This window comes from Micromonospora vulcania (assembly GCF_042658605.1).
Classification (GTDB): Bacteria; Actinomycetota; Actinomycetes; order Mycobacteriales; family Micromonosporaceae; genus Micromonospora; species Micromonospora vulcania.
The window spans coordinates 355502-368920 of the sequence record NZ_JBHSQS010000001.1 but is presented as its reverse complement, the minus strand read 5'-3'; the positions used below and the strand labels follow the sequence as shown (position 1 = coordinate 368920).

Here is a 13419-nt window from a genome sequence, read left to right as displayed (position 1 = left end):
CACCCTATCGGGCAGGTCAGGGCGCTCTTGCGCTGGGCGGCGCGCCGATCTTTGACAGTGCCGACGAGCATCGACCCGGTACGCTGCCGGTCGCTCGGGCCGGACGCCTCGTCGACCCGCACCCCCGTCACTGATCCGGCACGCCAGCCGTGTCGTTGGAATGAGGAGCACCCCCATGCAGCCCGGTCACCACCCCCAGCAACCGCCGCAGATCGACAACAACATGACGATGTCGATCGTCGCCATCTTTCTCTTCTGGCCGCTGGCCATTCCGGCGATCATCAACGCGTCGAAGGTCAACCCGCTGCTGCAGCAGGGTGACTACGCCGGTGCCCAGGCCGCCGCGACGGAGTCGCGCAAATGGTCGAAGTGGTCCCTCATTGTCGGTATCTCGTGGTATGTCATCGTCGTGCTGTGCTGCGCTTTGGGCGGCCTGACCGCGATCATGGGTAACAACAACTAACGGAACCAGTTTCAAGGAGCATCTCGAATGCAGCCCGGTAACCCCGGTCAGGACCCGTACGGCCAGCAGCCCAACCAGGACCCGACCGCCCCTCAGCCGCCGCACGACCCGTACGCCCCGCCGCCGGCCGCTCCGTACGGCCAGCCGCCGGCCGCCCCGTACGGCCAGCAGCCGCCCGCGGCCCCGTACGGGCAGCAGCCGCAGGACCCGTACGCGGCACCGCAGAACCCGTACGGCCAGCAGCCCACCTCGGGGCAGCCGTACGGGCAGCAGCCCACGTCCGGGCAGCCGTACGGGCAGCCGCCGCCCTACCAGGACCCGTACGGCCAGCAGCCGGCTCCGTACGGCACGCCGGGGTACCCGAACGCCGGCTACCCGCAGGCGCAGGGCCAGAACAACACCCTCGGCCTGGTGTCGATGATCCTCGGCATCGCCTCGATCCCGCTGGTCTGCTGCTTCTTCCTGGGTCTTCCGGTCGGCATCGCGGCCGTGGTGACCGGCTACCTGGGCCGGCAGAAGGTCGCCCAGGGTCAGGCCAGCAACGCCGGGCAGGCCAAGGCCGGCCTGATCTGCGGCGCGGTCGGCGTCGGGGTGGGCATTCTGCTGATCATCCTCAACGTCGTGGCGAACGTCGCTCTGCCGACCGAGCCCTGATCGAACCGACGCTGACGGGGCGCCCTGGACCTGTCCGGGGCGCCCCGCGGCGTCTGCACCGTCGCCGGAAGCGGGCCGGCCGAGGGCCGGGGCGACTCCGGTGCGTGCCTGGCTACTGGGCGGGGGCCCGGGTGAGCACCCGGGTGGCGGCCGCGCCGAGCAGCGCGCCGACCGCGACGACACCGGCCGCAACGGCTCCGACCTGCCAGGCCACCGGCCCGACCTGTGCCAACCGACCGGCGCCCAGCGGCCCGCCGGAGACGGCCGCGGCGACGCCGAGCAGCACGCCGGCGACCGGGCCGGCAAGCGCCGCCGGTGCCAGCAGTTCGGCCCAGCGCTGCCGGGCCCGCTCCGGCCCGGCCAGCCGGGCCAGCCGGCGGGCGAGCAGCCAGCCGGCCACCATCCCGACCAGCACGGGCACCGCGAGCAGCAGGGTGCCGAAGCCGTCCACCGGGCCGCGCGGCAGGCCGGCGAGCAGGGGTACGGCCGGCAGCGCGCCGACCGACACCTCGCTGGTACGCACCGCGGTGTCGGTGCCGACCGCGAAGCCCGGCCCGAGCAGGTAACTGGTCGACCAGACTGCCGCGTTCGGCGCGTACGCCATGCTGACCAGTGTGATCCCGGCCTGCCCGGCCACCCCGGTCCGGTACGCGCCGATCATGTCCGCCGCGTCCCCGCCGCCGGTGGCCACCGCCAGGCCGGCCGCGCCCGCGCCAGCGCCGAGCAGCAGCAGCCCGGCCACCAGACCGGTACGCACGCCGTCCCGCAGCGGCACCGGCATCCGGTCGACGAGCAGGTCGGTCACGGCGGTGATCCGGATCGCGCCGACCAGGGCGGCGAGGGTGCCGACCAGCGCGAACGTGGCCGCTGCCCGCACCGGGGAGACCTCGGGCCCGCCGGTGCCGACGAGCAGCGCGGCGAGGGCACCGAGCAGCGCGTACGCCAGGCCGACCGCACCCGCGGCGAGCAGCGCCCGACGCGGCGAGCGGACGCCGCGGGCACCGATCGCGCGGCTCACGTGCACGCCGGCCCGGGTCAGCCGCCAGAGTGCGAGCACGGTCAGCGCCAGCGGGGCGAGCCCGAACGGGCCGGACTCGGTGTGCAGCGGCACTCCGTGACCGACCAGCCAGCCGGCCAGCGCGGTGCGCAGCGTGCCGGTCAGGGTGGTGGAATCCGCGCCGAGCTGGACCAGGCCGAGCACGATGGCGACCGGCAGGTAGGAGGTGACGGCGGCCCAGCCGGCGGCCACCCCGGCGGCGACGGGTAGCGGTGCCCTCCCGCGCGGCGACCCGCTCGCGCGGGGCGCGGGCACCCGCCGGGCCGGCGCGGCACGGCCGCCGGGCCGGTCGTCGGCGCGCACACCGCCGGCGCGGCTGGGATGGTCAGGGGTGACGGGGGACATCCGCTCTACTCTGGCACGTCGTGCGGGCGGTGGCAGTCCGTTAACCCGCCCCGAATGGCGGCGAGTTGACCGAACCGTGCTCCACGCCGCCCGGGCCGGTCTAGCCTCGGCCCCAGAAGGGTGACCGTCGCCACCAACCGGTCGGACCCACCGGTCGCGATCCGGACCGGCTCGCCGCCCACCATCGCCCGGAGGACGCCGTGACGACCGCATACCCGCCGCCCACGCCACCGCCGGCCAGAGGCCGGGACCGCACCACGCTCTGGGGTGTGCTGGGCATCGTGCTCGGCCTGATCTGCTGCGGTGTCCTCGGCATCATCTTCGGCTATCTGTCCATCCGCGACGCTCGGCGGTCCGGTCAGTCCCCGCTGCTCGGCTATCTCGCCGTCGCGTTCGGCGTGATCAATATCATCGGCAGCGCGATCCTGCACTCGACCGGAAACTACCCGTTCTGGAACAACAACGACTGAGCCGGTGCGGGGCGGTCACCCGACGAGTTGCCGCCGGTACCCGGCGCGCAACCGCTCGACCGTCAGCACGCCCGGCAGCATACGCAGCCGCGCACATCCGGTGTGGTACGCCGAAAGGGGCCGACCGGTTCCGGTCGACCCCTTTCGCTGCTGCCTGGCCGGCTCAGCTGCCGGACATGATCTCCCGCATCAGGCGGGCGGTCTCGGTCGGCGTCTTGCCGACCTTGACCCCGACCGCCTCCAGCGCCGCCTGCTTCGCCTCGGCGGTGCCGGCCGAGCCGGAGATGATGGCCCCGGCGTGGCCCATGGTCTTGCCGGGAGGCGCGGTGAAGCCGGCGATGTAGCCGACCACCGGCTTGGTGACGTTGGCCTTGATGAACTCGGCGGCCCGCTCCTCGGCGTCGCCACCGATCTCACCGATCATGACGATGGCGTCGGTCTCCGGGTCGGCCTCGAACGCCGCCAGGGCGTCGATGTGGGTGGTCCCGATGATCGGGTCGCCACCGATGCCGACGCAGGTGGAGAAGCCGATGTCACGCAGCTCGTACATCATCTGGTAGGTCAGCGTGCCGCTCTTGCTGACCAGGCCGATCCGGCCGGAGCCGGTGATGTCGGCCGGGATGATGCCGGCGTTGGACGCGCCCGGCGAGGCGATGCCCGGGCAGTTCGGCCCGATGATCCGGGTCTGCTCACCCTGCTGCACGTTGTACGCCCAGAACGCGGCGGTGTCGTGCACCGGCACGCCCTCGGTGATCACCACGGCCAGCGGGATCGCGGCGTCGATCGCCTCGACCACGGCGGCCTTGGTGAACTGCGGCGGCACGAAGATGACCGTCACGTCGGCACCGGTCTCGGCCATGGCGTCCGCCACGGACGCGAAGACCGGCAGCTCGGTGCCGTCGAAGTCGACCTTCTGGCCCGCCTTGCGCGGGTTGACGCCACCGACGACGTTGGTGCCGGCGGCGAGCATCCGCCGGGTGTGCTTGGAACCCTCGGAACCGGTCATCCCCTGGACGATGACCTTCGAGTCCTTGGTCAGCCAGATAGCCATGATCAGACCCCCGCAGCTGCCAGCTCGGCGGCCCGCTCGGCCGCACCGTCCATGGTGTCCACCCGCTGCACGAGCGGGTTGTTCGCCCCGTCCAGGATCGCCCGGCCGGCCTCGGCGTTGTTGCCGTCGAGCCGGACGACGAGCGGCTTGGTGACCTGCTCGCCGCGCTGCTCGAGCAGGGCCAGCGCCTGGATGATGCCGTTGGCGACCTCGTCGCAGGCGGTGATGCCGCCGAAGACGTTGACGAAGACGCTCTTCACGGCCGGGTCGGAGAGCACGATCTCCAGCCCGTTGGCCATCACCGCGGCGCTCGCGCCGCCACCGATGTCGAGGAAGTTGGCCGGCTTGACGTTGCCGTGCCGCTCGCCGGCGTACGCGACCACGTCGAGGGTCGACATGACCAGACCCGCGCCGTTGCCGATGATGCCGACCTCGCCGTCGAGCTTGACGTAGTTGAGGTCCTTGGCCTTGGCGGCCTGCTCCAGCGGGTCCACGGCGGCCTGGTCGACCAGCGCCTCGTGGTCCGGGTGCCGGAACGCGGCGTTCTCGTCCAGGCTGATCTTGGCGTCCAGCAGCAGGAGCCGACCGTCACCGTTCTTGGCCAGCGGGTTCACCTCGACCAGCGTGGCGTCCTCGGCGACGAACGCCTGCCACAGGCCGACGGCCACCTCGACGACCTGGTCGGCGACCTCGGCCGGGAAGCCGGCGGCGGTGACGATCTCGCGGGCCTTCGCCTCGTCCACGCCCTTGACGGCGTCGATCGGGGCCTTGACCACCTTGTCGGGGGTGTCCGCGGCGACCTGCTCGATGTCCATGCCGCCGGCGACGCTGGCGATGCAGAGGAAGGTGCGGTTCGCCCGGTCGAGCAGGTACGAGAAGTAGTACTCCTCGGCCACGTCCGCGGTCACGGTGATCATGACCTTGTGGACGGTGTGACCCTTGATGTCCATGCCGAGGATGTCGGTGGCACGGGCCACCGTCTCCTCGGCGCCCTCGGCGAGCTTGACGCCGCCGGCCTTGCCTCGGCCGCCGACCTTCACCTGCGCCTTGACGACCACCCGACCGCCGAGGCGTTCGGCGATCGCGCGGGCCTCCTCCGGGGTAGTGGCGACGCCGCCGGCCAGCACGGGCAAGCCGTGCCGCTCGAACAGGTCCCGCCCCTGGTACTCGTACAGGTCCACGATTGCGCGTCCCGTCCCGTCTCCGCGGCGCGCCGTCGCGCCGCCACCAGCGTTCGAAAAACAGTTTGACGCCTGTCATCACTTGAAACAGGCCATTGGCCGCAGCCTAGCGAGGTGGGCACCGCCGGCAACCGAGCGGGTGCACGGTGTGCGGTAATGCACATTCGGCCGTCGATCGCGGCCAATTCCGGGCACGGCGCGGGCGGCGTCAACCGTCCGGGCGATGTTGCCGGGGGTCCGTAACCCGCCTGTCGGGGCGTCGTTGAGTCAGGTGTCGGCGCGCTGAGCAGCGCAAAGACGGGATACGGCCGATGCCCTGTCGGTCGAGGGGTGGCGGCGGGGCATCGTGCATAGAGGGGCCGGACGTGTGAGGGGTGCGTCCGGCCCCTCCCCCGTACCCAAAATCGTTCGACGCCCCGTTTCGGCGTGCCTCAGCCGACCGGCTGCGCGACGTTCTGCCGGACCCACTCGACGATCGACGCGGTCGTGGCGCCCGGCGTGAAGATCTTGGCGACACCCAGCTTCGTCAACTCCGGAATGTCGGCGTCCGGGATGATGCCGCCACCGAAGACGACGATGTCGCGGGCGTCCCGCTCACCGAGTAGTTCCAGCACCCGGCGAAAGAGCGTCATGTGCGCGCCGGAGAGGACGGACAGACCGACCGCGTCGGCGTCCTCCTGGATGGCGGTCTCCACGATCTGCTCGGGAGTCTGGTGCAGGCCCGTGTAGACGACCTCCATGCCGGCGTCCCGCAGGGCACGCGCGACCACCTTGGCGCCCCGGTCGTGGCCGTCCAGACCGGGCTTCGCGACGACGACCCGAATGCGAGAGCTCATCAACGCACACCTTTCACCGGCTCCACGGCCTTCACCTGAACGAACGGTAACCCGGCCGACCGGGCCCGGGAAATCCGGGCCGGAACCCGCGTGGCGGCCGGGGGCGTCGCTGGTCATGGCCGCCGCGCCGACAAAGCGCCGTCGCGACGTGATCCGGCGGCCCGTGACGTGAAGCCGGACGACTCCGCCGGACCGGTCACGCTCGGCGACGAACGGGCAGTAACGAGGGCACCGTTTGGCGTCACGAGGCATGACAATCATGGACGCAAACGGACAGATCGACACGCCAGTTTTACCGTCTGGCTTGTGACTCGCCTGGTGGTTGGCTAACGTGTCCACGGTTGTCATCAGGTCCATGGACGGGTGACGACGCGGTCAGCAGACGTTCATTGGAGCTTCACGAACGCCCGCTGGTCGCCTCGGAACCCCGACAACGGAGGGTGTGCGTGCGCCAGCGCCTGTCGTCTGAGCCCGATAGATATCGCGGTCGACGCCGCGTACCCACCCCCCCACGCAGCCGTTACGCCGCGGTGGTCACCACCGCGTTCGTCGGCGCCGGCATCGTCGCGCTCGGCGCGGGTGCCATGCCGGACGCCAAGGACGTCAGCTCGGCGGTCCTCGACGACCTCAAGCAGGCGTCGGTCACCAGCCAGGACGCCGCCGCCCGCGCCGACAACGCCGATCGCGCCTCCCGGGACAGCCGGGGCAAGGATGCGGCCGAGCCCGAGGTCTGGCTGCTGCCACTGCAGGGCTACGACTTCAACTCCCCCTACGGGCTGCGCTGGGGCAAGCTGCACACCGGCGTCGACCTGGTCGCCCCCGAGGGCACGCCGTTCGTGGCGATCCACGACGGAACGGTCACCAAGGCCGGCTGGTTCGGCGGCTACGGCAACGCGGTGATCGTCCAGCACGCCGACGGCAGCGAGGCCATCTACGGCCACTCCTCCGCGGTGAGCGTCCGCGAGGGGCAGCAGGTCAAGGCCGGCGACCAGCTCGGCCTGGTGGGTGCCACCGGCCACGCGTACGGCGTCCACCTGCACCTTGAGGTCCATGTCAAGGGCCAGCCGACCGACCCGGTGCCGTTCCTTCAGGAGCGCGGAGTGGACATCAAGCTGCAAGTCGAGGCAATCTACAGCGAGGTAGCCGGCTCCTGACGCTGCGTCACGACCGTTGACCGCCCGGATCTGTCGATCCGGGCGGTTTTTCATTGCGGCACCCGGTGAGATGTATCCCCGGTCACACCACCGACTGTGAGCGGCACAACAACCGAACAAGATCCTTATAACGGACGAGTCTCCACGGAGCAGGACGAATGCGGGCAGGGGTGGCCGCGCGGGCCGGTCGACCGGCCGGTCCCACCTCCCGGCGCCACACCGACCGACACCAGTATTTCGAGGTCAAGTGCCCCCTCGACTGTGAAGGTCCGCCGTGCAGGAAGACAGCCCCGTCCAGAACGAGAACACCCCCGACAGCACCGCCGAGCAGCCACAGCGCTCCCGCCGACGGAACCGCCTCATCGTGCTCGGCGCGGCCGCCCTGGTCGCGCTCGGCCTTGGCGGGGTCGCCGTCGCCACCACGGGGCCGGGGCACTCGGCCCCCGCCGCCGTCTCCCTCGACGCCCAGTCGCGGGCCGAGGCGGCCAGCCGGGCGGACCGGTCCGCCCGCGAGTCGACCGCGCCCGTGCTCCCCTCGGCGAGCCCGACGGCGGCCAGCGCCAGCCCGACGCCGACGACGACAGCCACCGCGAAGCCCAAGCCGAAGCCGAAGAAGACCACCAAGCCCACGCCGGCCTGGGTCGACCCGATGCCGGGCGCCCCGGTCACGTCCTGCTACGGACAGCGCTGGGGCACCCTGCACGCCGGCATCGACCTCGCCCTGCCCTCCGGCACGCCGATCCACGCCGCAGCCGCCGGAACGGTGGTCCAGGCCGGCGACGCCAACGACGGGTACGGCAACTCCGTCTTCGTCGACCACGGCAACGGTTACCTGACCCACTACGCCCACCAGAGCCGCATCGCGGTCACCGTCGGCCAGAAGGTCAAGGCCGGTCAGGTGATCGGCTACGAGGGCGCGACCGGCGACGCCACCGGCCCGCACCTGCACTTCGAGGTGCACCAGGGCATGTGGAACCAGATCGACCCGGCCCCGTTCATGCGGGCGCGCGGCGTCGACCTGGGCTGCTGAAGAAGCACCCCGCACACTCCGCGCAACAACCGGAAAGAGTGGCCTCAGCACCGCCCGAGGCCACTCTTTCCTGGATGTGGCGCAGTTGCCCTGCGGTCAGAGCTTGTCGATCGGGGCGTGCCGCAGCACCAACCACATGGTCTGGTCGCCGAAGTCGATCTGCGCGCGGGCACCCGGGCCGTGCCCCTCGACAGCGACCACCCGCCCCAGCCCGTAGCGCTGGTGGTTGACCCGGTCGCCGGCCGCTACCTTGGGCCCCTGCGGCAGCTCGCTGGCCGTGGTCAGGCGGCTGGCGTCCACGCCGAGCCGCTTGGCGAGCTGCGCGGCCTTCGGGGTGCCCCCGGCGAAATTGCCCCGCCCGCCGGGCGCGCGGTCCGCGCGACCGCCGACGCCGCCGCCCCCACCAGCCCATGAGGTGTACGACCCCTCGGTGCGCTCCCAGTGCACCAACTCGGTCGGCAGCTCCTCCAGGAACCGCGAGGGCGGGTTGTAGGCCGGCTGCCCCCAGGCCGATCGGGTCACCGCCCGGGACAGGTAGAGCCGCTGCCGGGCCCGGGTGATGCCGACGTACGCCAGCCGGCGCTCCTCCTCCAGCTCACGGGTGTCGCCCAGCGAGCGCAGGTGCGGGAAGACGCCGTCCTCCAGCCCGGTCAGGAAGACCACCGGGAACTCCAGCCCCTTGGCGGTGTGCAGCGTCATCAGGGTGACCACGCCCTGGTGGTCGGGGTCGTCGGAGGGGATCTGGTCGGCGTCGGCGACCAACGCGACCTGCTCCAGGAAACCGGCCAGGGTGGCCCGCTCCCCCTCCTCGCCCAGCGCCTCGATCCGCTCGGTGTACTCCCGGGCGACGCTGACCAACTCCTGGAGGTTGTCGACCCGACCGGCGTCCTGCGGGTCCAGGCTCTCCTCCAGCTCGGTGAGGTAGCCCGAACGGGTCAGCAGCGCCTCCAGCACCTCTTCCGGGGTGCCGGTCTCGGCCAACTCCCGGGCGCCGTCGAGCAACGCCACGAAGTCGGCGATGCCGTTTGCCGCCCGGCTGGAGATGCCCGGAGCCTCCCGGGCCCGGCGCAGTGCCGCGCCGAAGGAGATCCGGTCGCGGCTGGAGAGTGCCTCGACACACGCCTCCGCGCGGTCGCCGATCCCCCGGCGCGGCGTGTTGAGCACCCGGCGCAGGCTCACCGTGTCGTCGTCGTTGACCACCGACCGCAGGTAGGCCAGCGCGTCACGGACCTCCTTGCGCTCGTAGAAGCGCACCCCGCCGACCACCTTGTAGGGCAGGCCGACCCGGATGAACACCTCCTCGAAGACGCGGGATTGAGCGTTGGTGCGGTAGAAGACCGCGACGTCGCCGGGACGGGTCTCGTCGGCGTCGACCAGCCGGTCGATCTCCCGGGCCGCCCAGTCCGCCTCGGCGTGCTCGGTGTCGGCCACGTAGCCGACGATCTGCTCACCGGCGCCGGCCTCGCTCCACAGCCGTTTCGGCTTTCGGGAGGTGTTCCGGTCGATCACCGCGTTGGCCGCGTTGAGGATGGTCTGGGTGGAGCGGTAGTTCTGCTCCAGCAGGATCGTTCGCGCGTCGGTGAAGTCCCGTTCGAACTCCAGGATGTTGCGGATCGTCGCGCCCCGGAACGCGTAGATCGACTGGTCGGCGTCGCCGACCACGCACAGCTCGGCCGGCTCCAACCCCTCGGTGCCGGAGACCAGTTCCTTGATCAGGACGTACTGGGCGTGGTTGGTGTCCTGGTACTCGTCGACCAGGACGTGCCGGAACCGACGCCGGTAGCTCTCCGCGACGTGCGGGTGGGACTGGAGCAGGTGCACCGTGGTCATGATCAGGTCGTCGAAGTCCAGCGCGTGCGCCTCGCGCAGCCGCCGCTGGTAGAGCGTGTAGGCCTCGGCCAGCGCCCGCTCGTTGGGCCCCGTGGCCCGCGCGGCGAACTGCTCCGGGTCGACCAGCTCGTTCTTCAGGTTGGAGACCTGAGCGGCCAGCCCGCGTGCCGGGTAGCGCTTGGGGTCGAGATCCAGCTCGCGGGTGACCAGTTGCATCAGCCGGCGGGAGTCGTCCGCGTCGTAGATCGAGAACGTCGACTTGAGGCCGGCGTGCTCGTGCTCGGCGCGCAGGATCCGGACGCACGCGGAGTGGAACGTCGACACCCACATCAGCCGTGCCCGCGGGCCGACCAGCGCGGCGACCCGCTCCTTCATCTCACCGGCGGCCTTGTTGGTGAAGGTGATCGCGATGATCTCCCCGGGATGCACGTCCCGTGCGGCCAACAGGTAGGCGATCCGATGGGTGAGCACCCGGGTCTTGCCGGAGCCGGCGCCGGCCACGATCAGCAGCGGCGAACCGGCATGGCTGACCGCGTCGCGCTGCGGCCCGTTCAGCCCGGCGAGGAGCTGCTGCGGATCGAGGCGGACGGCGGCTGGCCGGGGCCGGTCCGGACGGGCCGGCGCGGACTCCGGCGCAGGCGGGGACGCGGGAATGTCGAAGAGAGGATGCATCGCGCGCCAATTCTATGCCGCTGGCCGGACACTTCCGGATCGCCCGGTGCCGCGGGTGGCGCGTCCGACCTTGATGCAGAACGATGTCGGTGAAAGCACGGCTCCTCCCCTCGTACACCTTTGGGAGAACACCATGACCCACCCGCGCTCGCGCGGTCGCAGGGCGCTGCGCCACCTGGCCGCGCCCGCCCTTGCGCTGGCCGTCGTCGCCACGCTGCCGCTCGCCACGGGCCGCACCTCGGCCCCGGCCACGGCCGGGCCCGGTGCCCTCGCCCCGGTCGCCGTCTCCTACGCCGCCTCGACCGGCGGGGAGATCCGGGGCAACCTGCTCAGCTACAACGACTTCCACGGCGCCATCGACCCCCCGGGTGGCAGCGGCGCGGTGGTCAACGGCACTCCGGCCGGCGGCGTGGAATACCTCGCCACCTGGTTGAAGCGGCTGCGCGCCGAAGCTGCCGCCGAGGGGCGGCAGACGACCACGGTCGGCGCCGGCGACCTGATCGGCGCCAGCCCGCTGGTCAGCGCGGCCTTCCACGACGAGCCGACCATCGAGCTGATGGACGAGATCGGTCTGGACATCAGCTCGGTCGGCAACCACGAGTTCGACGAGGGCATCGGCGAGCTGCTCCGGATCAACAAGGGCGGCTGCCACCCGGTCGACGGATGTCAGGACGGCGACGGCTTCGCCGGCGCCAAGTTCACCTACCTGGCCGCCAACACGATCAACAAGAAGACCAAGCTGCCGATCCTGCCCCCGGTCGACATCAAGCTGGTCGGCGGCGTGCCGGTCGGCTTCGTCGGGGTCACCCTGGAGGGCACCCCCGGCATCGTCAACCCGGCCGGCATCACCTCGGTCGAGTTCAAGGACGAGGTGGAGACCGCCAACAAGTGGGGCGGCCTGCTCAAGCTCTTCGGCGTGAAGGCCATGGTGCTGCTGGTGCACGAGGGCGGGGCGCAGTCCGCGCCGCCGAGCACCCCGGGCGTCTCCGACTGCGCCAACTTCTCCGGCCCGATCGTGGACATCGTCCGCGGCCTGCGACCGGAGTTCGGCCTGGTCGTCTCCGGGCACACGCACCGCTTCTACTCCTGCTCGCTGCCGAACTCCTCAGGTGCGCCGAGCGTGGTCACCAGCGCCGGCACCAACGGTCAGCTGGTCACCGACATCGACTACTCGCTGGACCGGCGCAGCGGTCGGTTCACCAGCATCTCGGCCCGCAACGTGATCGTCGAGAACGGCGTACGCAACCCGGACGGCGCCTGGCAGCAGAGCGCGCCCGGCAGCTACGTGCGCAACCCCGATCTGGTGGACCCGCGCGCCAAGGCGCTGGCCGACAAGTACCGGACGGCCGTCGCGCCGATCGCCAACCGGGTGGTGGGCCGGATCAGTGCGGACATCGTCCGGGACGTGCGTCCCAACCAGGAGAGCCCGCTCGGCGACGTGATCGCCGACGCCCAGCTGGCGTACACCGCGTCGGCCGGTGCGCAGATCGCCCTGATGAACCCGGGCGGCATCCGGGCCTCGCTGCCGTACGCGGCGTCCGCGGGCGGTGAGGCGCCGGGTGAGATCACCTACGGTGAGGCGTTCACGGTCCAGCCGTTCAACAACCTGGTGGTCACCCAGACGCTCACCGGGGCTCAGCTCAAGAACGTCCTGGAGCAGCAGTTCGTCGGCTTCAACGGGCAGACCACCCAGCGCGTCCTGCAGGTCTCCACCGGGTTCGCCTACTCCTACGACAGCACCGCACCGGCCGGCTCCCGGGTGAGCGCGCTCACGCTGGGCGGCACGCCGGTGGATCCGGCCGCCAGCTACCGGGTCACCACCAACGACTTCCTGGCCAACGGTGGTGACGGGTTCAGTGAGCTGACCGGCGGCACGGACCGGGCCACCGCTCCCGGCTTCGACGTCGACGCGCTGGTCGCGTACCTCGGGGCCGGCGGCCCGGTGGTGCCCGGGCCGGCCGACCGGATCACCCGACTGGGCTGATTCGGCGCCGTGCGGCGGCCCGCTCGGGTCGCCGCACGGGTGCCGTCCGGGCGAACCGCTTGCGAACCGGCCGACGGCATGGGCATACTCGACGGCGTGATCGCTGAGCGCTACTACTTTTACTACGGCACCGGGAGTCCGGCAGCCGTAGGTCGCGCCTGATCAATCAGACCTACGAAAGCCCCGGGCTCCTGGAGCCCGGGGCTTTTTCGTCCCGGGATCCGGGCACCGGGCACCACAGTGCGAGGGGTACCCGATGATGACAGACGTGGTGGATCACAGCGGCGGGCCGACCCGGTCGGGGGCGGAGCAGCCTTCGGCGAGCGGGAGTGAGCCGGCGACGGCACAGCCGGCCGGGGCGCTGACCGGCACCGCGGAGCCGACGGCCGCCGCGCGGATCGTGCAGATCAGGGAACGGATCGACGAGATCGACAATGCGCTGGTCGCGCTCTGGCAGGAGCGGGCCGCGCTGTCCCAGGAGGTCGGGGCGACCCGGATGGCCTCCGGCGGGACGCGCCTGGTGCTCTCCCGGGAACGGGACATCCTGGAGCGTTTCCGGACCGCTCTCGGGGCCGACGGCACCCAACTGGCGCTGCTGCTGCTGCGAGCGGGCCGCGGCCCGCTGTGAGCCGCCCTGGCCGCCCCGCTCGGCGACGATCCGGGGGTGCCTGGCCCCGGACAGACGAAACCGC

At 71.6% G+C, this 13419-nt stretch carries 12 protein-coding genes; 7 read left to right on the top strand and 5 right to left on the bottom strand.

The window, feature by feature from the left end; translation table 11 throughout:
- The first annotated feature begins 175 nt into the window (after nt 1–175).
- Both ACFQGL_RS01820 and ACFQGL_RS01815 read left to right on the top strand, forming a co-directional pair.
- Nucleotides 176–463 carry a CD225/dispanin family protein gene (locus tag ACFQGL_RS01820; RefSeq protein ID WP_377504271.1) on the top strand — a complete coding sequence of 96 codons (288 nt, stop codon included), beginning with the start codon at nt 176–178 and terminating at the stop codon, nt 461–463.
- 27 nt (nt 464–490) lie between these two features.
- Nucleotides 491–1117 (top strand): DUF4190 domain-containing protein, encoded by a 627-nt coding sequence (locus tag ACFQGL_RS01815; RefSeq protein ID WP_377504269.1) that lies wholly within the window; start codon nt 491–493, stop codon nt 1115–1117.
- Nucleotides 1118–1229: 112 nt separating this feature from the next.
- On the opposite strand, the gene ACFQGL_RS01810 is transcribed toward ACFQGL_RS01815, so the two are convergent.
- A complete protein-coding gene (locus ACFQGL_RS01810) occupies nt 1230–2519 on the bottom strand; it encodes a cell division protein PerM (RefSeq protein WP_377504267.1) in 1290 nt (429 codons plus the stop codon).
- A 200-nt stretch (nt 2520–2719) separates the two neighbouring features.
- On the opposite strand from ACFQGL_RS01810, the gene ACFQGL_RS01805 reads away from it, so the two are divergent.
- A complete protein-coding gene (locus tag ACFQGL_RS01805) occupies nt 2720–2989 on the top strand; it encodes a DUF4190 domain-containing protein (RefSeq protein WP_377504265.1) in 270 nt (89 codons plus the stop codon).
- A gap of 163 nt (nt 2990–3152) precedes the next feature.
- On the opposite strand, the gene sucD is transcribed toward ACFQGL_RS01805, so the two are convergent.
- The 3 genes from sucD to ACFQGL_RS01790 form a co-directional block, all read right to left on the bottom strand.
- Nucleotides 3153–4040, bottom strand: coding sequence for a succinate--CoA ligase subunit alpha (gene sucD / locus ACFQGL_RS01800; protein WP_377504263.1), 888 nt, complete (start codon nt 4038–4040; stop codon nt 3153–3155).
- Between the two features lie 2 nt (nt 4041–4042).
- Nucleotides 4043–5221, bottom strand: coding sequence for an ADP-forming succinate--CoA ligase subunit beta (gene sucC, locus ACFQGL_RS01795; RefSeq protein WP_377504261.1), 1179 nt, complete (start codon nt 5219–5221; stop codon nt 4043–4045).
- A 431-nt stretch (nt 5222–5652) separates the two neighbouring features.
- Nucleotides 5653–6057 carry a cobalamin B12-binding domain-containing protein gene (locus tag ACFQGL_RS01790; protein WP_377504259.1) on the bottom strand — a complete coding sequence of 135 codons (405 nt, stop codon included), beginning with the start codon at nt 6055–6057 and terminating at the stop codon, nt 5653–5655.
- A 446-nt stretch (nt 6058–6503) separates the two neighbouring features.
- Between ACFQGL_RS01790 and ACFQGL_RS01785 the strand changes: the two genes are divergently transcribed.
- Entirely contained in the window at nt 6504–7211 is a 708-nt protein-coding gene (locus ACFQGL_RS01785; RefSeq protein ID WP_377504257.1) for a M23 family metallopeptidase, read from the top strand.
- 274 nt (nt 7212–7485) lie between these two features.
- The gene (locus ACFQGL_RS01780; protein WP_377504255.1) at nt 7486–8241 is read left to right on the top strand and encodes a peptidoglycan DD-metalloendopeptidase family protein; all 756 of its coding nucleotides are present in this window, start codon (nt 7486–7488) and stop codon (nt 8239–8241) included.
- A gap of 96 nt (nt 8242–8337) precedes the next feature.
- Here the strand turns inward: ACFQGL_RS01780 and pcrA are convergent, their stop codons facing one another.
- Nucleotides 8338–10743, bottom strand: a complete 2406-nt coding sequence (gene pcrA / locus ACFQGL_RS01775) for a DNA helicase PcrA (RefSeq protein ID WP_377504253.1) — start codon at nt 10741–10743, stop codon at nt 8338–8340.
- A 133-nt stretch (nt 10744–10876) separates the two neighbouring features.
- Here pcrA and ACFQGL_RS01770 point away from each other — a divergent pair, with 133 nt between their 5' ends.
- On the top strand, nt 10877–12727 hold the full coding sequence (locus tag ACFQGL_RS01770; RefSeq protein WP_377504251.1) for a bifunctional metallophosphatase/5'-nucleotidase: 1851 nt from the start codon (nt 10877–10879) through the stop codon (nt 12725–12727).
- A 256-nt stretch (nt 12728–12983) separates the two neighbouring features.
- Nucleotides 12984–13355: a chorismate mutase gene (locus tag ACFQGL_RS01765; protein ID WP_377504249.1), complete on the top strand. Its 372-nt coding sequence runs from the start codon at nt 12984–12986 to the stop codon at nt 13353–13355.
- Nucleotides 13356–13419 lie beyond the last annotated feature (64 nt).